Origin of the sequence: Endozoicomonas sp. OPT23 (assembly GCF_009653635.1) — a bacterium.
In the GTDB taxonomy this organism is placed as follows: Bacteria; Pseudomonadota; Gammaproteobacteria; order Pseudomonadales; family Endozoicomonadaceae; genus Endozoicomonas_A.
Window position 1 is genome coordinate 842869 of the sequence record NZ_PPFD01000003.1, and the last position, 25491, is coordinate 868359.

Below are 25491 nucleotides of genomic sequence, written 5' to 3' on the forward strand. Positions count from 1 at the left end.
GCACATGAAAAAATGCGCTCTGGATTCAAGACTGCTTTAGTGTGTAGACATACTAAGTCGAACATTAAGTTGCGATTTGTCCTCGCGTTCGTATGACTGGGACTTATAAAGCTGCCCCTTTCGGATAAGGTATAGGCTTTTCAACAGATTGTTCTTTCAGGAAAGATATCAAATGATCCAGAGCATCTTTAAAGTCTTTGCGTAGCTCAACTTCCAATACTAAACGATCTACACTTGCCAGATATGCATCACAACGATCCTTTGATTCTCGGTCAGAGTATTCAGAGCAGCTTTTTTCAGAATTTCTTTCTCTGGTTACTCTCCCATGAAAGAGTTTCAACAGATCCTGAAACCTCAGACTTCCTACGGACTCAACAGCACTATAAAGTTCCAAAGCCTCGACTAGCTTTTTGGCAAGCTGTACCACTTCATTATCATCAACACGCACCGCTTTAAAAAAATCGGCAGTATTTACTGTAACTCTTCTATCCTGCCATGTGTGCTTCAGCGTGTAATAGTGATTTGAAAGAGCCCCAACCTCATTCATCAGTACAGGCATATATCGGCTCAAGTCAGGCAATATGTTTTCTACAACTCTCAGTAAAAGCCCACTTTGAAGATCCGCACAAGCACGCTCCACATCCCAGTAAGCCTTATGAAACAGATCACATTCTCCTTGTCTAATAATACTGGCTCGGTCATCATCGCACAGAGCATCAGATTCAATTTCTTCACCTTTGCTGAAAGTAATGTCATCACAACTGACATGATTGAATATCGAATCGATACCCAGTTGATTTGCAAAGGCAGAAATTGAAAAAATGTAAGACAACAACAGTAGTGGGATAAGACGTTTCATTGTGATTATCTCTTAAGTAATTGCCCTTAAAATAGAACAAATTAAATAAGATGGTATTCACATTTGATTATGATCAGATGTCATCACAGTACCAAGCATGTTGATATACTCAGTCAAATTTTAAATTACTTTTTGCCCGCCTCAGGCGGGCAAAAATTTTATGGTTTCGTATATCTGGATACTTATAGCTCTGTGCTGACGCTTGTTTCAGGAAAGCAATCTCAAAAAATCAGTTCAATAGCCCCTGAATCATGTCATTTCTGTAATGCTGTACCCAGCCAATAGAAAGACGACGGCTGCGAATGATGGTTTGCAGGTCTCTCAAAGCCAGATCGAATTCATCGTTGATCACGATATAGTCAAACTCGGCATAGTGAGACATTTCACTCACTGCTTCACTCATACGACGTTCAATCACTTCCATATCATCAGTCTGACGACCAATCAGGCGCTCACGCAAAGCTTCCTTGGAAGGTGGTAGAATAAAGATACTGACCGCTTCCGGCATCAGACGACGCACCTGCTCAGCACCCTGCCAGTCAATTTCAAGAATAACGTCAACACCCTGTTCCATCTGTTCACGAACCCAGACTTCTGAAGTGCCGTAGAAGTTACCGAAAACTTCAGCGTGCTCCAGAAAATGTCCCTGACCCATCACAGAAGTGAACTCATCCTTGCTGACAAAGTGGTAGTTCACACCATCTTCCTCACCCGGACGGATAGGGCGTGTGGTGTGAGAAACAGAAACTTTAACGTGAGGAGTTGAAGCCACCATTGCCTTTACCAGACTGGTTTTACCAGCACCGGAGGGAGCTGCGATGATGTAGAGCTTGCCTTTGTTAGCCATAAGAGTGTGGATTCGTCAGTGGAAAAATGGGCGCTACTTTACACACATAATAACCTGATACCAATCGAGGCAAGTAGCTAAGTCTTCAGACCCGATTAATTTACCCGGTCTGAAGAACATCACTGCATCAGAATCGAATACCAAAATTCAGGATAGCCGCGGTATCGTTTGCACCACGAATATTGCCTGAGTTATGGATTCTGAGAAGGTTGAGCTTACCGAAAGCATTGTGTTGCCTGAACTCTCTTCTGATCACCAGCTCAAAATCTGTCTGCCTGCTCGCTGGAGAAAGGTCGAGATCTACTGTTTCATAACTGAGTTGATTACCCTGATAACCTGTTGGCAAGTTCAGGCTCAAGCTTCCCTGTCTGATGGCCATCGGCTGAGTAACGAACGCCGCAAAACTAGTATCAATGTCCAAACTGGTTTTCATACCAAAACTGAGTGAATCACTGATCAGACCACCTTGCTGATGAGTGAATGAACTATCAGAAAGACCTCTAGCTTCAGTGTTTCCCTGGTTATAACCTGCCAGAAGGTAGGTGCTGCCCTGCAGCTGATAGCTCAGGTTGATGCCATAAAATTGAGTGCTACTGCCACGTTCAAAGTTCCATAAGCCAGCGCCTCTGGCTTCGAGCAAAGATTTGCTCTCTTTCAAATAACCAGCCATTACTGACAGCTCAAGGTTCTTGCTCAACGAACCGGTGAACTCAACACTCATGCTGCCCGAACGACCGTTACTTTTTTCTCTGACAGATTGAAACGCACCTGTCTTTAATTGCCAGTCATCGTTCAATTTCATTGCGTGACTGACACCCGTCGCAGCACTGTTGAAGCTCTGGAAAGGGTTGGCAAAAGCCTCTGTAGACGTCAAAGACTGAATAGATAGGCTGTCATCAGCCAGCAAGCCAAACTGGTTCGCAGCATTCAATCCACGACTGAAGGTAACTGATTGCTCATCGCTAAAGGAATAGCTGAATACTGTAGCAGGAGAGCTTGTATCATCCACTGAAGCAGACTGACTGAACGAATAGGTTAGTTGGTCTGTCAGCTCAACTTTCGTCAGTTTCTGTTGCCTTGAAGCTACAAGATAGTCTTCTGTTTTGTTACTCCTTACTGATTGAGCATCCAGCAAGGCAGTACCTGAATAAACGAAACCCGCCTTATCGTAGGAGTCAGTGGCAATAAACTGCACGTCAGCTAACTGGTCATTCAGAGAATCTCCCATAGCTTTGGATGCTGTCAGCGCAGAGTTACCAAGGTTCACCTGCTGTCCATTGGACGACCGAAGCTGTGCAATCCCAATTACCTCAGTTGCGGCTTCCAGATCGAGAAGACCCTGACCATAAACAGAGTCTGTTCCCGATTCACCCAAATCCTCTGCGGTCACAAAAATTCTGTTCACCACCGCCTTGCTGTGACACTGGGCATTATTGGCTCTGGCATCACTGCTGTCACAGAGGTATGAAGAGGAATGGCTTGATGGCAATTGCAGGGTAGGAAATGCGGCAGCTACTAACGCAACGGCACCACTGACCTGTGGAGCAGCCATTGATGTGCCGGATTTATAGCCATGTCCGTCATTGGGTATTGTTGAGTAGATGCCCGTTCCTGGCGCTGCCAAACAGAATAGAGCTGCTTCGCCACAACCATGGGATCTGCTACTGAGTTGTTTGTTAGAAGTTACATTAACAACAGCAATCCATTGCAGGTTCAAATCTTCGGCAATAGATGTTCCGGAATAATCCAGAGGAGCGGCTGCCAAAACACCAACGTTGGCTGTTTTTGTTGGATATGAGCCACCCACATTGTGGTTACCTGCCGCTACGACACCAACTAGTCCTCTTTCGAGTGCGCTTTGCACACCCTGATACCTACTGCTGCCAGGCTCACCAAAGCTGACATTACGGACAGCACTCTGACTCCAGTCTGACCTTACGACTACTCGCTTCTGATTACTGCCGTACGAGTAGGTGTAGGCGTAACTCATATTGGCGACTCTGGCATTCTGATCCGCTGACCACTTCAGTAGAGACGCTGTCGAAGCCGTTCCACAGCCACCACTGATATTGGCACAACCGGAAAGAATATCTGCGTTATAGGCGACACCGTGCATCCCTGTGCTGTCTCTGTCTGCAGCAGCTATACCGGCTACATGGGTTCCGTGGCTGCCGGAGTCTTCCTCGCCATAGTTGTTGTCACAGGTTTGTGTGCCGCAATTAGGCAGATCAATACTTTCGTTGAGGTTGATATGGTCGGTGTCGACACCGGTATCCAGTATCGCAATAGTGACTCCATCACCTGCCTGCCGTGCACCAACAGGCAAGCTTGAAATATTCGCGTAAGCCTCTTTGGCGTTGATCATGTTCAAATCGTAGCGAGTGCGGTATTCAGTCGTGTTGAAGTACTGTGGATCTTGTGGGGAAAGAGGTGTTGGGTTTGGATTGCCCAACAAATTATTAGTTCCATTATCAGAAGAGCCGTTACTTCCTCCGCCACCGCCCCCGGCAGCAGCTGCGCCAGCGACACCGAGCAACACATACCATTTGCTGTTACCTGCGATGATAGAACTGGCTGTACCTGTTGACACACCTGTTGAAGGAGCCTCCGCTTGCGGAGATTCTGGTTCTTTGGGTCCTTCTACCTCTCCCTCAGGTACTGTTTCCTTAGATAGGCCGCCTGGCTGAATCACCACATCTGACGCTTGCTTGGAAAAGACCTGAGCTGAGAATGACGCAGAACCAATAAACACCGAAGCTGCAAGGCAGGCAGTACCGCTTTTAAGCCGACCTACTAACTCCTCACTCCTTGAAGAGAACGACCACATAAATCCATCCGTATTAGTGTCTGGATATAGTCGAATGTTGAATCGGTTATTGACCCGCTTACGCAGGCAAATAACCCCAAAATTCGTATACCCAGGTACATAGAGTTATCCGCTGAGTTTTAAAGCGGCTATCGGATGGAATTGAAGAGACGGTTGATCTGCCGGAACCGGCAGCTGGTCGACTTCGACGGATTAACCTTTAGATAAGGTTAATCCGTCGAAATAAAAGAAGTGTTTCTTATTCGATATTCTGGATTTGCTCGCGCATCTGCTCAATAAGAACTTTCAGGTTCACGGCCGTTTGAGTCAGCCCCGCATTGTTCGATTTGGAAGACAAGGTATTGGCTTCACGATTCAGTTCCTGCATCAGGAAGTCCAGTCTACGACCCACTGCACCTTTCTTGGCGAGCGTTCTTTTGACTTCAGCAACATGAGTTACCAAACGGTCCAGCTCTTCATCCACATCCATCTTCTGAGCCAGCATTACCATTTCCTGCTCCAGACGGTCCGGATCCAACTCGGCTTTTGCTTCCTCCAGTCGATCGAGCAACTTCTGACGTTGGTGGGCCAGCAGCTCTGGCAGAACCTCACGCACCTTTTCCGCTTCTTCACTGATGCCGTCCAGACGCTGCTGAATAAACTTATCCAACTCCAGACCTTCACCACGACGCATTTCAGCCAGTTGTTCCAGCGCTTTTTCAAAGCCCTTTTTAGCGGCTTCGTGGATAGGCACAAGACTGGTTTCTTCATTGACCATCACACCAGGCCAGCGCAGTACTTCCAGAGGGTTGACCCGGGAAGCGTTGATAAACCAGCTTTCCACTTTATTGACAGCTGACTGCAACTCTTCAAGGGTTTCTTCATTAACTCCAAAACCCTGCTGGCCTTCTGCCAACTGCAGCTTCAAAGAGCACTCGACCTTGCCACGTTGCAGAAACTTTTTCAGGGAATCACGCAAGGCAGGCTCTATTTCCCGCATCTGTTCCGGCAGCCTGAAGTGTGGCTCCAGATACCGATGGTTGACTGAACGGATCTCCCACACCAGATTGCCCCAGTCTTCCTGGACCTGAACTCTGGCAAATGCAGTCATGCTGGCAGTCATAATGATCTCTTTTGTATGCTCGTGAAAACAGCCTTGAGCAGAAAGCGGCCGTCCTCATGATCTGCTTCAATAGCTGTTTTACAGCAACATCAGCAAGCCATCAGGAGTGAATTCTGTAATTATCCGGCAGTTTGGCTGCAAATAAAATTGCTATCCGTCGATTAACGCTGCATTCGTAAGTCTGCCTTGGTTATAATTCCGCTTTTTATTGCCGTCAAAAAGGTAAGCCAATGCGCCGTCCAAGCGGAAGAACTGCAGATCAGTTACGCGAAGTTAAAATCACTCGTGAATACACCATGCACGCCGAAGGCTCTGTACTGGTCGAGTTTGGCAACACCAAGGTTATCTGCACGGCTTCTGTTGAGCGTTCAGTACCAAGGTTCCTGAAAGGTAAGGGACAGGGCTGGGTGACAGCAGAATACGGCATGCTGCCTCGTTCCACGACAGATCGTATGGGCCGTGAAGCATCCCGTGGTAAGCAGGGCGGACGTACTCTGGAAATCCAGCGTCTGATCGGCCGCTCCCTGCGTGCGGCTGTTGATCTTAAGCAGCTTGGTGAACATTCTATCACCATCGACTGTGACGTTATTCAGGCTGATGGCGGCACTCGTACTGCGTCCATCACCGGTGCCTGTGTTGCTCTGGTAGATGCTATTCGCTACATGCAGCGCAAGAAGATGATCAAGACCGACCCTCTGAACCAGATGATCGCTTCTGTTTCCGTGGGTATTTATCAGGGCATTCCAGTGCTTGATCTGGACTACCCGGAAGATTCCAAGGCCGATACCGACATGAATGTGGTAATGAACGAAGAAGGCGGCTTTATCGAAGTTCAGGGCACCGCTGAAGCAGCTCCGTTCAGCCACAATGAAATGACGGCCATGCTGGCACTGGCCAAGTCAGGTATTGATGAACTGGTAGAGCTGCAGAAGAAAGCGCTGGGCAGCGTAGACGAGTAAGAACTCTCTCATAAAAAAGCTGCATACAAAAAAGGCTGCAAATATTGCAGCCTTTTTCTTTTGATCTGGAAAGCTTTAACTGAAAAGCATCAGATACCCAGTTCCCAGTCATAGTCGATAATAACCGGAGCATGGTTGGAGAACGGCTGGTTACTGTAGATACCGCCATTCAGAACACGACTACGCATACCGGCTGTAATCACCTGATAGTCGATTCTCATGCCCAGATTGTCGTGACGCAGATGCTCATCTGCCCACCAGCTGTACTTGCCGGACTCACGATCCACTTCACGGTATGCATCGACAAAGCCCATATCACCCAGCAGACCTTCCATCCATGCACGTTCAGCAGGTTTAAAGCCGGACAGTTCTTCAGACTCACGCCAGCTGTTTACATCGACCTTGCGGTGAGCAATGTTCCAGGTACCTGCCATGATGAACTCACGACGCTTACGACGCTGCTTGTTCAGATGGTATGAGTAGTTGTCCAGGAAACGGTATTTGAAATCCTGACTCTCTTCATCATGTCCTTCCGGAACATACATGCTGGCAATGCTGATCTTGTCAAAATCAGCCTGTAGATAACGACCCGTTTCATCCGCTTCAGGGAAGCCAAGACCACTGATGATTGCTTTAGGCGCCTGACGTGTATAAATCGCCACACCGCCTTTTTCTTCTCTGTTATAGCCGCCATAGGAATAGCAGAAATAGCCGTCTAACTGGAAGCGGTCACGCTCCATGGCCATTTCATCTTCGCGGATATCCTGAAGGCAAATAACGTCTGCATCCTGCTCGGCCAGCCAGTCAAACAGACCTTTTTCTTGTGCGTTTTTGATGCCTTCGCAATTAAAACTGATAACTCTCATTATTGACTACACCTTGCCACAACCTGATCAGCTGGGCATTAAGCAAAATACCTGCCAGACGTTCTCCTGTGAATATAGGTCAGAAGTCGCTTTCATCAGGTATAACCGGCCACTGCCGAATATTAAAGCTGAAAAATACAGCCATACTCAGTCAAATTCGACTGAAACAAACAACCACAAACCAGTCTGCTGGCTTATGGCACACCATAAAAGAACGCCTGCCTGACATTGGCATTTTTATGGCAAATAACGGCAGAGCTCAGTAAAGGGGGAATTGTAACAAGAAATGATACAGGGTCACCGCCACGATGTTTATCCGTGTAAATGCTGTCACAACATACAGTGTCCCGTTCTTTTTTTACTCAAGCCTTCAGGCTACCCATACTCAGGAAGTGCAGATCATTATCTTAATCGGACAGTGCGCACAACCAGGAAGCTTTCTCGATCCGCCCTTAACTGTAGACGGGTTCCATGATGAGCAAGGAGTTTGTGCATTTTTTTCGTCTTTGAAAAGCAAATAATTTTTTTCACGTTAGAATAGCTGCAAAACCACAAGAACAGGCACCCGTTCAATGCTCAACTACCAGAAAGAGTTTCTTGATTTTGCCCTCAGCCAGAATGTTATCCGTTTTGGCGAATTCACCCTGAAATCCGGGCGCAAATCTCCTTACTTCTTTAACGCCGGCCTTTTCAACACCGGCGAAGCCATGGACAAGCTGGGACGCTTTTATGCTCAGGCTCTGGTTAACTCAGGCGTAGATTTCGACATTCTATTTGGACCCGCCTACAAAGGTATTCCTCTCGCTACTGCCACTGCCATGGCTCTTTCCCAACATCACCAGCTGAACACCCCCTGGTGCTTTAACCGCAAGGAAGCTAAAGACCATGGCGAAGGTGGTAATATCGTTGGCGCACCTCTGGCAGGAAAAGCGGTCATTGTCGACGATGTGATTACTGCTGGAACCGCAATTCGCGAAGTCATGCAGATCATGGATGGCACAGAAGCCAAACCAGCTGCCGTTATGATCGCTCTGGACCGTCAGGAGCGAGGTAAGGGAGAACTGTCTGCTATTCAGGAAGTTGAAAAAGAGTTCGGCATACCTGTGATCAGTATTGTCAGCCTGAATGACCTGTTGAAATACGCAGAAGAAAATGAAGCTATAAAAGAGTATGCTCCAGATATCAGGAAATACAGGGAAGAATACGGGATCTCATGAAGCTTGCTATTATTTTCACACTCTTTTCTTTAGCGCTTTCTGTGCCTGTTCAGGCACAGAAAGCCTCTGGGGCTAAAAAAACACAGAACCTCTACCGTTATACCAATAGCGAAGGTGTAACGGTAATTGCGACGAACTTGCCTCCAGGCAGTGTAGATAGTGGCTATGAAATAATAGACAGGCACGGACGCATATTAGAGGTTTTTTCTCCCAAACTTTCCGATGAAGGGAAAGCCTCTTTAAGAAAAGAAGAGGCCAAACTTAAGCAGATTGAAGCTCGACGGACACGTGATTTCGAACTCCTTCAGCAATATTCATCCACAGATGAAGCTCGCAATGAAATGGAGCGTCGAATTGATGAGATCAAGGTTCAGATAGAGCTGCTTGATGGTGCCGCGCTCAGAGCTCAAAAGAGCCTTGATAAGAAAAATGAGCACGCTGATCGAATCAAAGCCGCTGGCCGGGAAGTTAATGACCAATTAGCGGGTGAAATTTCTGCATCCGAACAAGGTATCGCTAAAATACTGCGGGAAAAAAACAAACTCGATAAAGATATAGAGCATACTCGTTACTCTGTAGAGAAAGACATCAAACGTCTTGCTGTGCTCCTGAAACATAAGAAAATCACAACTGATACAAAGCACATATCTGACTTGTCCGATACCCTCTTGCAAGGCGAATGGCGCAATAGAGACAATTTCTGGCTCGACTGGGACCTGGAAGAAAATGGCAGAGCTCTGATCAGAAGTCAGGTTCTTGGAACTTCTGAACGCACTGAAAGCTTCGGCACCTGGAAACTAAAAGGCAGTCAGATTGTTTTCCTGATAAACCAGCGTAAAGTCACTACCTCACGAGGCTCAACCGACGAATATCGGGTTTCAGAGGAAAAACTGGCTACAGTACTGGAAGCAGACAAAAGAAAATTGCAGGTCGTCTTTAATGGCAATCTGATGACACTTACACGTCCTTAAGCAGTATCTGTTTCAGCGTTAAACAAAAAGGCCGGAAGTTTTCTAGAAACTCCGGCCTTTTTTACTTGTGGCTATTGTGGCAATGGTTATCTGAATACGACTTCCGACAGACACTCCCACTGAAGCTGCCAGTTTTCCGTTGGCTTTCTCTTGAATTCACTGCGCACGTACTGGCAAATTCGACCTTCTGCTGTCGACAGCAGAAGGTTTGCTGTTGTGTTCAGTGTAGAGCGTGTACGCAAACCTTCATTCAGCTCCGCTTCTCTCAGAATCTGTTTGATCTGGGTTTCCAGACGCTCAAAGAGTTTGGCCACCCGCTGCCTCAGGCGGTTCGGTTCACCCGCCAGAGCATCACCAGTAAGAATACGAGTCAAACCCGGGTTCTTCTCACAAAAGCCCACCAGCAGCGTCAAAATCTTTTCACAACGAGCCAGAGCCGTTGATTCACTTTCCAGAATCATACCGATTCGGGAAAATAGCGCTTCTTCGATAAACTCAATCAAGCCCTCAAACATCTTGGCTTTGCTGGGGAAGTGCCTGTACAGAGCAGCTTCTGATACCCCAACTTCCTTCGCCAAAGAAGACGTTGTTATCCTTTCTCCAGGCGCATTCTCCAGCATATGGGCCAGTGCCTGCAGAATCTGATCCTTGCGGGAAATTTTCCTGGGTTTATCCATTACTTCTCAATACCATTTACGACTGATCACTGGTAATAAGGGTTCCAACCCCCTGATCAGTCAAAAGTTCCAGTAGCAGGGCGTGGGGAACCCGGCCATCGATGATATGGGCTCTATTAACCCCGTTATTCACTGCGCTGAGCGCACATTGTATCTTTGGCAGCATACCGCCATAGATGGTGCCATCGGCAATCAGGGTTTCTACCTGCCCGGCATCAAGGCCCGTCAGCAGCTCACCTTCCTTGTCGAGCAGACCCACCGTATTCGTCAACAGTAGCAACTTCTCTGCATCCAGAGCTTCTGCCAGACAACCGGCAACCAGATCGGCATTAATGTTATATGAAGCGCCAGTGTCGTCCACCCCGATAGGGGCAATAACAGGAATAAAGTCAGAGTTCTGCAACATTTCAATAATGCTGGTGTCTATTTTCTCGACTTCACCGACATGGCCAATATCAATGATTTCAGGCGCTGACATTTCAGGCGTCTTGCGGGAAACCTTAAGCTTCTTCGCCTTGATAAAACGGCCATCTTTACCGGTAATACCCACAGCACGACCACCGTGACCATTAATCAGGGTAACGATTTCCTTGTTCACCAGGCCACCGAGCACCATCTGAACCACGTCCATGGTACTGGAATCGGTTACACGCATCCCCTGAACAAATTCGGTTTTCAGATTCAGGCGTTCGAGCATGGAGCCTATCTGGGGGCCGCCGCCATGAACAACGACAGGGTTAATACCCACAGCTTTCAGCATAACTACGCCAACAGCGAAGGTTTTCTTAAGCTCTTCGCTCTCCATAGCATTGCCACCGTACTTGATGACGATGGTTTTACCGGCGTATCGCTGCAGATAAGGCAAAGCCTCGGTTAAGACCTGAGCTCGATCCTGCAGTGGCAGCTGAACAGTGTTCTCCATTACTCCTCCGACGTCTGTCATGCACAGCAATATTACGCATTCTTGCCAAAGCTACTCTCTCATCGAATTTTCATTTCGATAAAAAGCAGTTCATATCTTTTTGGCTGAAAATTGCGCTCTTATTGTTGGTGGTGGCTGTGCGAAAGTGCAGGTTAGCAGATCAGGTAAAGCGAGTGAATGTCCTTCAAACGGATTACAAAAGACATTCACTGGTATCAAACAGCCTGAAAACGACTGTTATTTAGTTCCAGAGTGGCCGAAACCACCGGCACCGCGGTCAGTCTCTTCAAAGCTCTCAACGATTTCCAGCTTACCTTGAATCACGGGAACCAGAACCAGCTGCGCAATACGCTCGCCAGGCTCAACGGTGAAAGTAGTATTACCACGATTCCAGCAGGAGACCATTAACTGCCCCTGATAATCGGAGTCGATCAGTCCTACCAGATTACCCAGAACAATACCGTGCTTGTGGCCAAGACCTGAACGGGGAAGAATCATGGCTGCCAGAGACGGATCCGCAATATGAATGGCCATACCTGTTGGCAGCAGTTGTGTCTGGCTAGGTTCGAGGGTTAACGGCTCATCCAGCATAGCTCTCAGGTCAATACCTGCTGAACCTTCAGTAGCGTACGCTGGCAAAGGAAATTCACCGCCCAGGCGACTATCGAGGATTTTGGTTTTAATGGCTTTCATAGAGTTTCCTTATTCTTTCCCTGTTCCGTTCTCGGACTCGAAACGTTGAGCCACAACTTTGACAATCTTCCGAGCCAGAACCGTTTTGGATGCCCGCGACATAGGCTCTTCAAAATCGTCACCCAGCACAGTGATTTCGTTATTGTCGCTGCTGAAACCAATTTCGTCATCAGAGACATCGTTGGCAACAATCAAATCGAGTTTTTTACGACGAAGTTTGTCTGCGGCGTAACCCAGTACATTCTGAGTTTCAGCGGCAAAACCTACGACAAAAGGTCGTTCCTTTAAGTCTGCAACAGAAGAGACAATATCAGGGTTCTTTACCAGTTTAATTTCCAGAGTCTCTGAAGGATCATCCGGATTCTTCTTGATCTTGTCTTTCATGATCTCAGCCGGACGATAGTCGCACACTGCCGCACAACCAATAAAGATATCCGTACCTTTCATGTTGTCGTGTACTGCCTGATGCATCTCACGGGCGCTCAGTATGTCCACACGATTAATTCTGTCAGGTGTTGGCAGGTTTACCGGCCCACTCACCAGCGTCACGCTGGCACCCGCTTCTACAGCTGCTGTAGCGAGAGCAAAGGCCATCTTGCCGGAACTGTGGTTAGAGATATAACGAACCGGGTCAATGGCTTCCTGAGTCGGTCCACCCGTAATAAGAACCTTACGACCGGTAAGCAGTTCACGGCTGAAAACATCAGCAACGTGTTCAGCCAGTTGTTCCGGCTCCAGCATTCTGCCCGGGCCAACATCACCGCAGGCCTGCGTACCGTCGGCAGGACCAAAAACACGAACGTCTTTTTCTCTCAGCAGTTCAATGTTTGTCTGGGTCGCTTCATCCAGATACATGCCCTGATTCATCGCAGGCGCGATACAGGTTGGCGCGCTGGTTGCCAGACAGAGAGTAGTCAGCAGGTCTCCTGCCTGACCATTGGCCATCTGGGCAATAATATTGGCCGTTGCCGGTGCGACAAGAATGACATCCGCCCAGCGGGCCAGCTCAATATGCCCCATGCCTGCTTCGGCTTTTGCATCCAGCAGGTCAAGGTGAACCGGATTACCGGATAGTGCCTGTAATGTCAGTGGAGTAATAAATTCACAGGCGCCTTTGGTCATAACGACACGAACGTCCGCACCCTGCTTGCTGAGCAAACGGATCAGCTCTGCGCTTTTATAGGCAGCTATGCCACCGGATACGCCGAGCAGGACGCGCTTATTGTTCAAACGTTGCATGGATTGTCCTGAACATCATTGGGAATTTTATGGCATTTATTGTGTCTGAAATGCCATCAGGATAACAGCCGGGCGAATAAAGCATGAGCAACGACGCTCAATACCAGACTGCCAGTTCTCATTTAGATACGCCAAACTCCCTACATGAGATTCCAAAAAATGAACGCCCAAGAGAAAAGTTGCTGGGGCAGGGGGCGCAAGTACTGTCCGATGCAGAGCTGTTAGCTATTCTGCTAAGGACAGGGTATCGAGGTACACACGTACTGACCCTATCCAGACAGCTACTTCACCACTTTGATTCTCTGGACGGTTTGCTCTCCGCCAGTCAGCAGCAACTCTCCAGGATAAAAGGGTTAGGGCAAGCCAAGGTTGCTGAACTTAGCGCTATTCTGGAAATCTGTCAGCGGGTGCTTTCTCAACGCATGGCAGAAAAGAATGTCATTAACAGTCCAACGGCAACACGACAGTACCTGCAACTGCACTTCCGAGGATTACAGAGAGAAGAGTTTGCCTGCCTGTTTCTGGACGCTCGTCATAGAGTGCTGGCACTGGAGACCCTGTTTCAAGGAACACTCGACAGTGCTGTCATCTATCCGAGGGAAGTAGTGAAGCGAGCTCTGGAGCTCAATGCAGCGGCGGTGATCATCAGTCACAACCACCCTTCAGGTGATCCCGAGCCCAGTGAAGCTGACGTTCGCATCACTCATGAAATCCGTGATGCGTTAAAATTGCTCGACATACGTCTTCTCGACCATATGGTTATCGGTAAAGGCGAGGTTGTATCTTTGGCAGAACTTGGTTTAATTTAGAGCGTTTTATTCAGGAGTCCTGCTCCTGATCCGCGATTTCGGAAGATCCGCACTATTTACTGAAGGCTTTGATGCATAAGGCTTTGCGCTTAACTACGGAGTTTTGCCCGTGGGGGGAAACTTGCGCCTTCGCCTTGACTTTGGTATAAAGCGCGGTCTTTGTATATGGGTAGCTGCTGAGAGTTTTTGCTCTGTAACCAATGGGGCAGCCCTGCCCGATAACGAACAACGGAATCCTCCGGCCTCATGGCTGGATTTTTGGTTTGAGAGGCCACCACTATGTCCAAAGTTTGTCAGGTTACCGGCAAGCGCCCGGTTTCCGGGAACAACGTTTCCCACGCGCACAACAAGACCAAGCGTCGTTTCGTGCCAAACCTGCACCACAAGCGTTTCTGGGTAGAGAGCGAAAAGCGTTTCGTTCGTCTGCGTGTATCCGCTAAAGGCATGCGTATCATCGACAAGAAAGGCATCGACGCCATTCTGGTTGATCTGCGTGCTAACGGTCAAAAAGTCTAAATAGCGGGAGCATACGAAAATGGCTAAAGGTATTCGCGAAAAGATCAAGCTGGTTTCCAGCGCTGGTACTGGTCACTTCTACACCACTACCAAGAACAAGCGTAACACTCCAGACAAGATGGTATTCAAGAAATACGATCCAGTTGTACGCAAGCACGTTGAGTACAAGGAATACAAGATCAAGTAAGATCTTGTGTTCTACTCAGGCCCGATGTTCTATCGGGCCAGCTTTTCCTTTCTTCCCTTCCAGACAATTTGTCAGTCTTCCAGATTTTCCCAGTCATCCGCAGTGCCTTCATTTCCTGTTTTTGTTAACTGAACAGGCTTAGTGGCAAATACCGGTGGTGGTGTCGGATAGGCTTTTCCTAATATCACATCATTCAGCCGGGCACTGACCAAAGCATCCTTGCCGCTAAATCTCATCTCATACTCTTTCACGTAAGAAGTGATGTAGTCTTTGCTGATCTTTTTCAGCTTGTTGATATGCTGTGTTCCTTTAGCAAAGTCAGCCTCGGACTTAAGGGTGTTATCTGCATCTAACAGTTTAAGAAACCGATAGGGGTGCGCCACAAAACCTGAGTTAAGAGTGATTGCTGCCAGCACAGGGCAGGGGATTACGGCCTTCTGAAACCATCTGGAAAAAGCTTCATGATTGTAAATCATTGAACGGGAGGACTCTCGAATCTTCCAGTCTTCTTCTGCCTCTTTCAGAGTTTTCTTCACCAGATACTTCTGAACAGCACCTTCAATAAAATTAATAACAGCAGTCAGAACCGTTTTAAGTACACTGACAATAGTTCCTGCCATGCCAGCCAGATCGCCGGTAATGGTCAGAGCCGTTGTAGTCGTTTCTATAGCTGCATTTTTTGCTCCACAGGCCGCACTGGCCAGTGAATGACGAGCCATAGCATTAGCAATAATGGAAGGATGACCACCTAACAGCTCTACATCATAACCACTCCAGACTTGCGAGAAGAACGTATAAACACTGGATACCGCCTGCCGGGCTCCCTGATAAATAGCGGAGGCAGATTTCACATAGCTCCAGCCAGGTATCAGGCCAATAATTTTTCCTGCTATAGCTCCCAGAATGGAAGGAGAAAGCGAACGCAGTTTTTCCCGAATGGTTTCACTGTAGCGCCCAAAGACAGAGGCCAGCTTGTTAAGCACATTCATAAACAAGGTTGAAATCTGCTCATCAATCTTGTGCGCAAACTCTCCCAGAGCACCTCCAGCACTTGCAAGCCCCTGAGCAAAACCACTGCCGAGTTCGCCTGCTTTGGCTGTCAATTTAGAAGACAGAGTTGATATATCTTCCAGAAACACGGTACTGCCAAACATCCCAGTCAAAACAGAGGACGTTACAGAGAATGGTTTTGGGTAAGGCACGAACTCGGTATTACCCAGAAAATAAAGAGCGCCTTGTCGTGCATCAGCCATTTCAGCGAGCTGTACACCCACAGCATTGGACTGAGTGTGTCCAAAAAGCGCATCTCGAATACTGCCAAAAATACCTGTCTCTGGCATTACTTCACCTACCATCAGAATAATTCGGATTCGACAGTGCTTCAGGAAAGCACACTCTGGCCCAACCATAAGACTGAATTAACACTTCAAGAATGCCGTACACTCTGATTTCTGTATAATTGCAACGCTGACAGAGCTATCGTGCAGACCAAATTCAATATGATCGACATCTGCTTATTCTCCCTTTCCCAGTCGCTGTTATAATGCGCGCCTTGCATTACAACAGAGCATCAGCTGACACCATGAAACCGGAACTACTCTCTCCTGCCGGAACCATAAAAAACATGCGCTACGCCTTTGCGTACGGTGCAGACGCGGTGTATGCCGGCCAGCCTCGTTACAGCCTGAGAGTGCGTAACAACGACTTTAAAGACGAGAACCTGCAGAAGGGCATTAATGAAGCCCATGCGCTGGGTAAGAAGTTCTATCTCGCCAGCAACATCGCACCTCATAACACCAAGGTAAAAACCTACCTCCGTGACATGGAATCCGTGATTGCCATGAAGCCAGACGCTTTGATCATGTCCGATCCGGGCCTGATCATGCTGGTTCGTGAAAAATTCCCCGATATGCCGGTACACCTGTCCGTTCAGGCTAACGTAGTCAACTTTGCTACCGCCAAGTTCTGGGCCAAGCAAGGTGTGGAACGCATCATCCTGTCCCGAGAACTGTCTTTGGAAGAGATTCAGGAAATCCATGAGCTGGCTCCGGAAGTGGAGCTGGAAGTATTCGTTCATGGTTCACTGTGCATCGCTTACTCAGGTCGATGCCTGCTGTCCGGTTATATCAACAAGCGTGACCCGAATCAGGGTTCTTGCACTAACGCCTGCCGTTGGAACTATCAGGCTCATGAAGCCAAGGAAACTGACAGTGGTGATGTAGTCCCTGTGAATGCACAGCCGCAGATCATCACACCGGAATCCGTGAAGCCAACTCTGGGCGAAGGCAAACCTTCCGACCAGATCGTTCTGCTTCAGGAAGAGGGTCGCCCTGACCAGTACATGCCTGCCTTTGAAGATGAGCATGGCACTTACATCATGAACTCCAAAGACCTGCGTGCAGTGCAACATGTGCACCGCCTGACCAACATGGGTATTCATTCCCTGAAGATCGAGGGTCGGACCAAGTCTTTCTACTATGTTGCCCGTACCGCACAGGTTTACCGCAAAACCATTGATGATGCAGCAGCTGGTCGTCCATTCGATATGAGCGCCATGGATACTCTGGAAAATCTGGCTAATCGTGGATACACCGAAGGCTTTTACCGTCGCCATGTTCATGATGAGTACCAGAATTACGAAAACGGGAATTCCCGAGGCACTAAACAGCAGTTTGTTGGCGATATTCTCGACAATGATGGTAAGCAAATTACCATTGATGTGAAGAACCGTTTTGAAACCGGTGATGTAATGGAACTGATGACGCCCAAGGGCAACATCGCTTTCACGCTGGATAATATTGAGAACAAGCACGGCGAGTCTGTATCAGCTGCTCCCGGTTCAGGTCACGTTGTGAAGATTCCTGTTCCTGAAGGTATTGAGCCAGACGAAATGTCTCTGCTGGTTCGCAACCTTCCTTAAAGCATTTTCTGCCTCTTCAATACTCACTCCTGCTAATGCAGTGAGCGGGTATTGCTGTCTGGCTCTTCTGGACTGAGCAGCACCGCCGATACAGATCTTTATGGATCTTGAAGCGTTCACCAGCCTGTTCTCAGGCTCACCCTACAAACTTTTACAACAGCACCGTGCCTGTGCGCTGGACGCTCTTCTTGCAGTGAACAGACAGGTGCTCTGTCTGAGTGCTGAAACGCCTGCATCCCACCCTTCGCCCTCATGGATCAAAGAACGCCCAAGACAACTCAAAAAGCTCGAACAGGCCGTTATTAGTCGGTTGAATAAGCCTTCACTCACTTCGCTGCCTAAAACTTCCATTCTTGATGTGTTGCAAAACCAGAGTCATTTAGCCCTTCAGATTTTCAGGCTGTCTGAAAGACTGGCTGTAAGACCGTTGAAGCTGCCCGTTGAAATGATCGTGCCGATTAACCTGCTCACCAGCCGGTTTGGCAAAACCATCTGCCAGTTTCGAGAAACAATCATCAAACAGGATGAGTTAAACTCAGGTGTGTTTAAAAAGCATCAAAGTCACTCCCTGCAGACACAAAACAAAGGTCTTACACAAAGTGTCGAGCGCTTAAGAATGATATGTCAGGATCTCAGAGATGATGTGTGTCAGTTTCAGAGGGATATTGAGCCTGTCGATGTCGCCCTGTTATGCCTTATTCTGGACGACATCATTGACCTTTCTTTCTGGATGAAAAGCCTGCTTGAGCATCAGAAAATCTGACTCTTACTTCTATCGAGCCGTTTTCAATCAGTCATCAGCGATACAATCAATCCGCTTTTTGCCGGTCTTATTCAAGTAATCCTGAAAATCTTTTGGCAAACGACCTGTTGTAGAACCATACCAACGCACGGTATCACCAGAGGCTGTCTGGTATTCAAAGTTGTGCTTGGAGACATTTCTCTTCCGCTTCCCTTCGATGCCTTTGTCCTGCAATCCAAGGTCAGCCAGTGACAGTCCCTTGGACTCAATAACTTTCTTTATTTCGTCTATGTTTTGCTGTTTCTCTTTTCTTTTTTCTTCTGCGGCCTGCTTTTCCTGTTGTTTTTCTTCGCAGACTTCATTCATTCTCTTAACGATACGCTCCATCTCATCGATGCCGACATCCTTAAGCAACGAGCGGATTCTGGTCTTACTTCCAAGTCTGTGTATAAGTTCTTCAAATACATTCATATTAAAACCTCTGAAATATACAGTTCGGTCATTCTCCAGAAAGTGTTAGAGATGCATTTCTGTTAAGAAACTGCTCACAATCTTAGCGCTCTCGCCTTTGTGTGATGATCATGAACAGCTTCTAAGAGAGCAAAAAGCCTTTGATAAAACACTAGTAAATTTTCACGAGTCATGGAAGCTCAAAAAATCAAAGACCAGAAAGACATTATCGTCTAACACTAATTACTGGATTCGAGGGTTCAGTTAAATAGTAAAGGTGCCATTTGAGAAATGATATTTTCTTATATCTGGTTATTAATTCAGAGCTGAATGCTTTAGATGAACTGACTGTAATGTAGCTTCGTTATTTCGTCGCTCTGCGATTATACGAAACAGCCGTCTGTGCGGATTCCAGAGTTCCCACCAGATCACGAGCCAAATACTCCCTGACTTCGCCACTTTCCATCAGAACTTTTACCCTGCCATTTTTCAGACACTGAAATAGTCGCCCTCTCTCTCTGGTCGCTCGATCCTTGACGATTAAATTACCGGCCATCGCCGCGCTCTCCTGTAAATCACCAATAAAAGTAGAAAAATAAACATGTGCCTGCTGACAGGAATCCATATTATCGGGTGGGGTTGCTGACTCTTTAATGACAGTTTCACTTCAATTTAATTAATTCCAAACTCCTCTAAGGAGTGACTGAAGAACCCTATGCAGCGCCGATAACTCCGTTATTGTTGCCTTAACAGGGTGTTGCCATGGGCTTCCAATCAGGCATGCTGGGCCGTCTTTTTCTGCCCTCAATCATTCTTTTATTAGGGTATGGCTTCTGGGTCAGTCCCGAATTTCGGTTCATTGCTGCCGGTGTTGCCATATTTCTTTTCGGTATGGTTTATCTGGAGCAAGGCTTTAAGGTTTTTACCGGCGGCCTGCTCGAGTCACTGTTGAAAAAGACCACTGACAGAGTCTGGAAAAGCCTCTCTTTTGGTTTGATAACAACCGCTTTTTTGCAATCCAGCTCTCTGGTTTCTGTCATTGTTATTTCATTTCTGAGTGCAGGTTTGATTGGTCTTACTGCTGGTGTCGGCATTATTTTTGGCGCCAACCTGGGCAGTACTGCAGGTGCCTGGCTGGTTGCTTTGTACGGCCTGAAGATAAAACTTTCAGCCTACGCCATGCCCATGCTGGTGATAGGTTTAATCCTTAAGACCCAGAGTCAAAAAAACCTGAATGGTCTGGGATTTATTTTGCTCGGTGTCGGCTTTCTGCTGCTGGGCATCCACTATATGAAAGATGGCTTTGATGCTTTCCAGAGCTCCATCAATCTCACTGAATACGCTGTTGAAGGTTTTCTCGGGCTTCTTATCTATACCGCTGCCGGCATGCTGGCAACAGTGATTATGCAGTCCACAAACGCTGTTCTTGTTCTGACATTTTCTGCTTTGGCCATCGGACAATTGAGCTATGAAAACGCTCTGGCTCTGGCCATCGGCTCAAACATAGGAACAACTGTTACCGCTATTCTTGGCGCCCTTAGTGCAAACGCTGAGGGCAAGCGACTGGCAGCGGCACACCTTGCCTTCAACATAGTCACAGCCACGATTGCCATTTTATTGCTGGACCCATTGATAACTCTGGTTGAACAGATTGCAGGATTTTTCAATGTTGCCCAGAGCGATTACACCATTAAGCTGGCCATATTCCACAGTCTCTTCAATGTTATTGGTATTCTTGCCCTGCTGCCTTTCTTAAAATTGCTGGTGAAATGGTTGGATGGTCTGTTTACCAAATCTGTGACTCATCAGCCCTTTAACTTATCCGGTGATAAATCACTGCCTGTAGAGCGAGCGGTTCACCTGAATCCGGTCACTCTCAGTTATCCGGATACAGCGCTTAGAGCCATAACAAAAGAGTGTGCCCATCTCTACAGAAACACTCTGGAACTGATCTGTTACGGCATTTATTTACCCGGTGAGAAACTCAGAAAGACAGACAACATCGAAGAATTGGTCAACACCTGTCGCAGTGAAGACCAGCCATGGTCTATCAAAGAACTCTACATTCGGCACATCAAAGGCATTTACGCCGACATTATTCACTACTGTGGATCACTCGAAGGGCGGCTGCCAAAGCAACAGGCACAGGAAATGTTTGCCTTGAAAGTAGCCTGTCGCGACTTTGTTCAAGCCATCAAACACATCAAACACCTTTATAAAAACATGGGTCAGTACACGGTGTCTGAAAATGACAAAATTCGGGAACAGTACAACCAGCTGCGTCTTTGTCTGGCATCAGTACTGAAATTGATTGACGTACTGGGCGTAAAACGAAATTACAGTCATATTCGCGAGCACACGGATCAGTTGAAACAGGAGCTCAGTGAGTGGAACCGACAAACCAATGAAACGTTGAACGAGTTGATTCGCTCGGGACAGGTGGATGCGTATATGGCCAGCTCACTGTTGAATGACAGTGCCCATGTCCATGATGCCTGCACCAGTTTGATCGATGGTGCAGTCATCATGCTGACTCGGGACAGGCAGGAGTATAACGAGTTTGACCGTTCTACCAGGGAAAACGCCTAATCGTTAGCTAACCAACAACTTAAAACCGGCTTTATTGAGATACATACGTTCTCGCTCAAAGTCTGCAGCCGTCAGCGCATGTTCAGATAACCAGCCTTCCGGAAAGGACACACAAAACTCACCATCAGAAACTTCCAGCTGGTAAGCCGTACTCTGATCATTGATGTGGTTCAAGACAATGGCCGCTCTTAACAGAATCACCAATCGCAGTAACTTCCAATGGCTGTCCACTTCCAGCAACACTTTTGGAAAACCACGACGATGCCCCTGAACCAGAAGTGACAGCTGTCGTTGCTGTTCTTTACTGAAACCCAGAAGGTCCGAATGCTGTATCAGATAGGCGCCATGCTTGTTGTAGTGAGTATGGGAAATATCCAGTCCTATCTCACACACCTGTGCTGCCCAGTTGAGCAGTTCACGGTCAGCAGAATTCAATCCCCAGGACTCATGAACCTGATCAAAGCAGGCCAGAGCATGTCGGGTAATACCATCCGCATTTTTCTTATCGACATGATTTCTCTGCATCAATGCGGAAATTGTTCTGCCACGAACGTCCTCATGACGATCACGACCTAATAAATCGTACAGAACACCTTCTCTAAGAGCACCGTCTGAATAACGCATCTGTTTGATACCAAAAGCATCAAAACAGGCCATAAGAATGGCCAGCCCTGCAGGGAATATACTCTGTCGATCCGGCTTCAAACCCGGGAAGCGAATTCGGTTGGTACTCTTATGCTCCAGTACTTTAGCCTTCAGCATTTGCATGCGTTCCAGAGTAATGACTTCGTCATAGCCCATAGCCTGAAGAATACTGCTTACGGCACGAATAGAGCCGGATGAGCCAACTGAATCCACCCACCCCAGTTCTTTGTAACCCTGCTCAATATTGAGCAGTTCAAGGCGTGCCGCATAATAAGCTGACTGAAAACGTTCAGGGCTGAGTTCACCGGAAGGGAAGAACTTGTCGGTATAGGTCACGCAGCCCATATGGAGGCTCTCGAGCAATTTCGGCTCGAACTTTTCACCGACAATCAGTTCTGTGCTGCCACCGCCAATATCAACCACGAGACGGCTTTCCTGATCATCAGACTGAGTTTGCGCAACCCCGAGATAGATCAGACGTGCTTCTTCCCTGCCAGCAATGATTTCTATGGGATGTTTGAGGATTTCCTCTGCTTTTTCTACAAATTCGTGGCTATTTTTCGCCTTTCTAAGGGCATTGGTGCCAACAACTCTGATCGCCTGAAAATCACGACCTGAGATGTATTGAGCAAACTGTGCCAGACACTTCAAACCCCGGCCCATGGCTTGAGCTGAAAGCAGCCCATTTTTGCTGAGACCAGCAGCCAGCTGAACTTTTTCACCCAAACGTTCAACAGGGCGAATCTCTCCCTGTTCAACCCGGGCAACAATCATGTGAAAACTGTTGGAGCCCAAATCAATAGCTGCCACCAGCGGCTGTCCTGCAGCCTCTTTACGACCTTGAACTGTCATGATGTTGTTCTGCAACCTTTCAGTCACCAGCATTTAAAAGAAAGAAAAACATACCTACTGGCTTTACGATTTTAATACAGCACTATCGCCTTTAAACCTGTTCATAATTTTCATGCAAAAGGTAAGAACAGGCTCTTACTGTTCAGCTATCGGCTGCACCGAAACTGTTAATAAATATATGGAACAACAGCCGCCGGAGAAGCGCAATATAACAGCTCGCTTTCTTCATAGGAATTAACCGCATTGATCATTCGGATGTATACAAACGGGTATAACAGGGTAAACTACAGGATTTACTGAACTGTTTAGGGCAGGGTAGCTGAAACTTTACACGCTATGACTTCTGCTCTGACACTAGACAAAATGGTCAGGAGATCCATTCCATGAGCGAAATTGTCAATGTGACAGACGCTAGCTTTGATGAGGACGTTCTGAAAGCAGAAGGTCCTGTATTGGTTGATTACTGGGCGGAATGGTGTGGCCCTTGCAAGATGATTGCTCCGGTTCTGGATGAAATTTCCAAGGACTATGCCGGCAAGCTGAAAATCTGCAAACTGAACATCGATGAAAACGAAGCAACTGCGCCAAAATACGGCGTACGTGGCATTCCAACACTGATGCTGTTCAAAAACGGCAACGTTGAAGCCACTAAAGTAGGTGCCCTGTCCAAGTCTCAATTGACTGCATTTCTGGACAGCAACCTCTAATTACTGCTATACCATTGTTCTGATAGAACGATTATTGAGTTCTAACAGGACTGTTACTGGCGCAAAAGGACAAATGATTGTCTGGCGCCAGTTAACTCTTTTAATGTTTATCACACTCACTTTTACCAGCCCTTTCCGGGACGCTATTCATCCAGCGTTTTTGATAAATTACTTGTAATAAAGTTGACGTACTCCCAGTTATTGATTACTTTCCAGAAAAGGATATAGACTGTGGAATCGGGCTGTAAAATCGAGAGTTGTCAGGTTTGTGAGTGATTCTGAACGGGTTTAACCTGTTGGAATAACCAAGGGACTTAATCTTGAATGACAAGCCACAGACCCTGATAAGCAGTTACAAAATACTCCGGCCACGTTTGTCTCAAGCTCGCCTCTCGCAATATCTGGCTCCAGCTTGAAAGCGATCTTAATGAGCTTTAGCAGGCATCAATATTTAACGATGCTGAAAAAAATAATCTCAATAATATCTGATCTTCCTGCAACTACGACGGCCATTACCTTTCAATTTAACGTTCGCAAACTGTTATGCATCTTACCGAACTGAAAAAAAAGTCTGTTCCTGAACTTCTAGCGATCGCTAATGAAATGGGCCTGGATAACCTGGCCCGTTCCAGGAAGCAGGACGTAATCTTCTCCATCCTGAAGCGTCATGCTCGCAGCGGTGAAGACATCTATGGCGATGGTGTGCTGGAAATCCTGCAGGACGGCTTTGGCTTCCTGCGTTCAGCAGACAGCTCCTACCTGGCCGGCCCTGATGATATTTACGTATCACCCAGCCAGATTCGCCGCTTTAACCTGAGAACTGGCGACAGCATCTCCGGCAAGATTCGCCCACCAAAAGAAGGTGAGCGTTACTTCGCCCTGCTGAAAGTTAATGAAATTAACTTCGACCAGCCTGAAAACGCCCGTAACAAGATTCTCTTTGAAAACCTGACGCCACTGTTTCCTCAAGATCGCATGATCATGGAGATAGGTAATGGCTCTACCGAGGATCTGACCGGCCGTATCATCGACCTGGTTGCTCCTATCGGTAAAGGCCAGCGAGGTCTGATCGTATCGCCTCCGAAGGCGGGTAAGACCCTGATGCTGCAGAACATCGCAGCTAACATCGCCCGTAACAACCCTGAATGCCACCTGATCGTTCTGCTGATCGATGAGCGTCCGGAAGAAGTGACAGAGATGTCCCGTTCCGTTCGTGGTGAAGTGGTTGCTTCTACCTTTGACGAACCACCATCACGCCACGTTCAGGTTGCGGAAATGGTTCTTGAAAAGGCCAAACGTCTGGTTGAGCACAAAAAAGACGTGGTAATCCTGCTGGATTCCATCACCCGTCTGGCTCGTGCCTACAACACGGTTATTCCTTCCTCCGGTAAGGTACTGACCGGTGGTGTTGATGCTCACGCTCTGGAACGTCCTAAGCGTTTCTTCGGTGCAGCTCGTAACATCGAACACGGCGGTTCTCTGACTATTCTGGCTACCGCTCTGGTAGACACTGGTTCCAAAATGGACGAGGTTATCTTTGAGGAATTCAAGGGTACCGGAAACATGGAACTGAATCTGGATCGTCGCATTGCCGAAAAGCGTGTATTCCCTGCTATCAACTTCAACAAGTCAGGTACCCGTCGTGAAGAGTACCTGACCACTGAAGAAGAATTGCAGCGTATGTGGATTCTCCGCAAGATTCTGAATCCAATGGATGAAATCGGCGCTATTGAGTTCCTGCTGGATCGCATGAAGCACAGCAAGACCAACGAAGAGTTCTTCCAGGCTATGAAGCGCAAGTAAAACTGCCTGCTGAATGCCTGTCGCAGGAGTGAAACCCTCACTCCTGCACTCCCCACCTCAAAGAACAACAACAGCCATGAGCTGGAAATGCA

The 25491-nt window shown here is 47.5% G+C and carries 24 protein-coding genes; 11 read left to right on the forward strand and 13 right to left on the reverse strand.

The genetic code is table 11. The features are described from left to right. Positions 1-103: 103 nt before the first annotated feature. The 4 genes from EOPP23_RS09615 to EOPP23_RS09630 all read right to left on the reverse strand — a co-directional run bounded on the left by EOPP23_RS09615 (position 104) and on the right by EOPP23_RS09630 (position 5635). Positions 104-859: a hypothetical protein gene (locus EOPP23_RS09615; protein ID WP_153765724.1), complete on the reverse strand. Its 756-nt coding sequence runs from the start codon at positions 857-859 to the stop codon at positions 104-106. Positions 860-1088: 229 nt separating this feature from the next. Further along, positions 1089-1706 (reverse strand): guanylate kinase, encoded by a 618-nt coding sequence (gmk, locus tag EOPP23_RS09620; protein ID WP_153765725.1) that lies wholly within the window; start codon positions 1704-1706, stop codon positions 1089-1091. 127 nt (positions 1707-1833) lie between these two features. Further along, positions 1834-4533, reverse strand: a complete 2700-nt coding sequence (locus tag EOPP23_RS09625) for a S8 family peptidase (RefSeq protein ID WP_153765726.1) — start codon at positions 4531-4533, stop codon at positions 1834-1836. A gap of 238 nt (positions 4534-4771) precedes the next feature. Then, positions 4772-5635 (reverse strand): YicC/YloC family endoribonuclease, encoded by an 864-nt coding sequence (locus EOPP23_RS09630; protein ID WP_153765727.1) that lies wholly within the window; start codon positions 5633-5635, stop codon positions 4772-4774. Between the two features lie 230 nt (positions 5636-5865). On the opposite strand from EOPP23_RS09630, the gene rph reads away from it, so the two are divergent. Beyond that, on the forward strand, positions 5866-6594 hold the full coding sequence (gene rph, locus EOPP23_RS09635; protein WP_153765728.1) for a ribonuclease PH: 729 nt from the start codon (positions 5866-5868) through the stop codon (positions 6592-6594). An 89-nt stretch (positions 6595-6683) separates the two neighbouring features. Here the strand turns inward: rph and EOPP23_RS09640 are convergent, their stop codons facing one another. Further along, a complete protein-coding gene (locus EOPP23_RS09640; protein ID WP_153765729.1) occupies positions 6684-7460 on the reverse strand; it encodes an exodeoxyribonuclease III in 777 nt (258 codons plus the stop codon). 572 nt (positions 7461-8032) lie between these two features. Between EOPP23_RS09640 and pyrE the strand changes: the two genes are divergently transcribed. Together pyrE and EOPP23_RS09650 are read left to right on the forward strand one after the other, a co-directional pair. Beyond that, entirely contained in the window at positions 8033-8677 is a 645-nt protein-coding gene (gene pyrE / locus EOPP23_RS09645; RefSeq protein ID WP_153765730.1) for an orotate phosphoribosyltransferase, read from the forward strand. Beyond that, a complete protein-coding gene (locus EOPP23_RS09650; RefSeq protein ID WP_153765731.1) occupies positions 8674-9648 on the forward strand; it encodes a hypothetical protein in 975 nt (324 codons plus the stop codon). The genes pyrE and EOPP23_RS09650 overlap by 4 nt, the downstream gene beginning before the upstream one ends. A gap of 86 nt (positions 9649-9734) precedes the next feature. Here the strand turns inward: EOPP23_RS09650 and slmA are convergent, their stop codons facing one another. The 4 genes from slmA to coaBC form a co-directional block, all read right to left on the reverse strand. Beyond that, positions 9735-10325, reverse strand: coding sequence for a nucleoid occlusion factor SlmA (slmA, locus tag EOPP23_RS09655; protein ID WP_153765732.1), 591 nt, complete (start codon positions 10323-10325; stop codon positions 9735-9737). A gap of 16 nt (positions 10326-10341) precedes the next feature. Continuing rightward, positions 10342-11247, reverse strand: coding sequence for an acetylglutamate kinase (gene argB, locus EOPP23_RS09660; protein ID WP_153765733.1), 906 nt, complete (start codon positions 11245-11247; stop codon positions 10342-10344). Positions 11248-11484: 237 nt separating this feature from the next. Then, positions 11485-11940 (reverse strand): dUTP diphosphatase, encoded by a 456-nt coding sequence (gene dut / locus EOPP23_RS09665; protein WP_153765734.1) that lies wholly within the window; start codon positions 11938-11940, stop codon positions 11485-11487. Positions 11941-11949: 9 nt separating this feature from the next. After that, positions 11950-13179, reverse strand: a complete 1230-nt coding sequence (gene coaBC, locus EOPP23_RS09670; protein ID WP_153765735.1) for a bifunctional phosphopantothenoylcysteine decarboxylase/phosphopantothenate--cysteine ligase CoaBC — start codon at positions 13177-13179, stop codon at positions 11950-11952. Positions 13180-13262: 83 nt separating this feature from the next. Here coaBC and radC point away from each other — a divergent pair, with 83 nt between their 5' ends. From radC to rpmG, 3 genes are all read left to right on the forward strand, one after another. Continuing rightward, entirely contained in the window at positions 13263-13988 is a 726-nt protein-coding gene (gene radC / locus EOPP23_RS09675) for a DNA repair protein RadC (protein ID WP_153765736.1), read from the forward strand. A 279-nt stretch (positions 13989-14267) separates the two neighbouring features. Continuing rightward, positions 14268-14504 carry a 50S ribosomal protein L28 gene (gene rpmB / locus EOPP23_RS09680; RefSeq protein ID WP_153765737.1) on the forward strand — a complete coding sequence of 79 codons (237 nt, stop codon included), beginning with the start codon at positions 14268-14270 and terminating at the stop codon, positions 14502-14504. A gap of 19 nt (positions 14505-14523) precedes the next feature. Continuing rightward, on the forward strand, positions 14524-14691 hold the full coding sequence (rpmG, locus tag EOPP23_RS09685; protein ID WP_153765738.1) for a 50S ribosomal protein L33: 168 nt from the start codon (positions 14524-14526) through the stop codon (positions 14689-14691). 71 nt (positions 14692-14762) lie between these two features. Here the strand turns inward: rpmG and EOPP23_RS09690 are convergent, their stop codons facing one another. After that, positions 14763-16031 (reverse strand): hypothetical protein, encoded by a 1269-nt coding sequence (locus EOPP23_RS09690; RefSeq protein WP_194842559.1) that lies wholly within the window; start codon positions 16029-16031, stop codon positions 14763-14765. A gap of 242 nt (positions 16032-16273) precedes the next feature. Between EOPP23_RS09690 and yegQ the strand changes: the two genes are divergently transcribed. Continuing rightward, a complete protein-coding gene (yegQ, locus tag EOPP23_RS09695; RefSeq protein WP_153765740.1) occupies positions 16274-17611 on the forward strand; it encodes a tRNA 5-hydroxyuridine modification protein YegQ in 1338 nt (445 codons plus the stop codon). A 100-nt stretch (positions 17612-17711) separates the two neighbouring features. Then, a complete protein-coding gene (locus EOPP23_RS09700) occupies positions 17712-18374 on the forward strand; it encodes a hypothetical protein (protein WP_153765741.1) in 663 nt (220 codons plus the stop codon). Between the two features lie 27 nt (positions 18375-18401). On the opposite strand, the gene EOPP23_RS09705 is transcribed toward EOPP23_RS09700, so the two are convergent. Both EOPP23_RS09705 and EOPP23_RS09710 read right to left on the reverse strand, forming a co-directional pair. Beyond that, a complete protein-coding gene (locus EOPP23_RS09705) occupies positions 18402-18824 on the reverse strand; it encodes an H-NS family nucleoid-associated regulatory protein (protein WP_153765742.1) in 423 nt (140 codons plus the stop codon). Between the two features lie 343 nt (positions 18825-19167). Beyond that, positions 19168-19359 carry a hypothetical protein gene (locus EOPP23_RS09710; protein ID WP_153765743.1) on the reverse strand — a complete coding sequence of 64 codons (192 nt, stop codon included), beginning with the start codon at positions 19357-19359 and terminating at the stop codon, positions 19168-19170. 206 nt (positions 19360-19565) lie between these two features. Here EOPP23_RS09710 and EOPP23_RS09715 point away from each other — a divergent pair, with 206 nt between their 5' ends. Continuing rightward, the gene (locus EOPP23_RS09715) at positions 19566-21392 is read left to right on the forward strand and encodes a Na/Pi cotransporter family protein (RefSeq protein ID WP_153765744.1); all 1827 of its coding nucleotides are present in this window, start codon (positions 19566-19568) and stop codon (positions 21390-21392) included. Between the two features lie 3 nt (positions 21393-21395). Here the strand turns inward: EOPP23_RS09715 and ppx are convergent, their stop codons facing one another. Next, positions 21396-22889, reverse strand: coding sequence for an exopolyphosphatase (gene ppx, locus EOPP23_RS09720; RefSeq protein WP_153765745.1), 1494 nt, complete (start codon positions 22887-22889; stop codon positions 21396-21398). Positions 22890-23272: 383 nt separating this feature from the next. Here ppx and trxA point away from each other — a divergent pair, with 383 nt between their 5' ends. Further along, a complete protein-coding gene (trxA, locus tag EOPP23_RS09725) occupies positions 23273-23596 on the forward strand; it encodes a thioredoxin TrxA (protein WP_153765746.1) in 324 nt (107 codons plus the stop codon). A 543-nt stretch (positions 23597-24139) separates the two neighbouring features. Beyond that, positions 24140-25399, forward strand: a complete 1260-nt coding sequence (rho, locus tag EOPP23_RS09730) for a transcription termination factor Rho (RefSeq protein ID WP_153765747.1) — start codon at positions 24140-24142, stop codon at positions 25397-25399. The last annotated feature ends 92 nt before the right edge of the window (positions 25400-25491 follow it).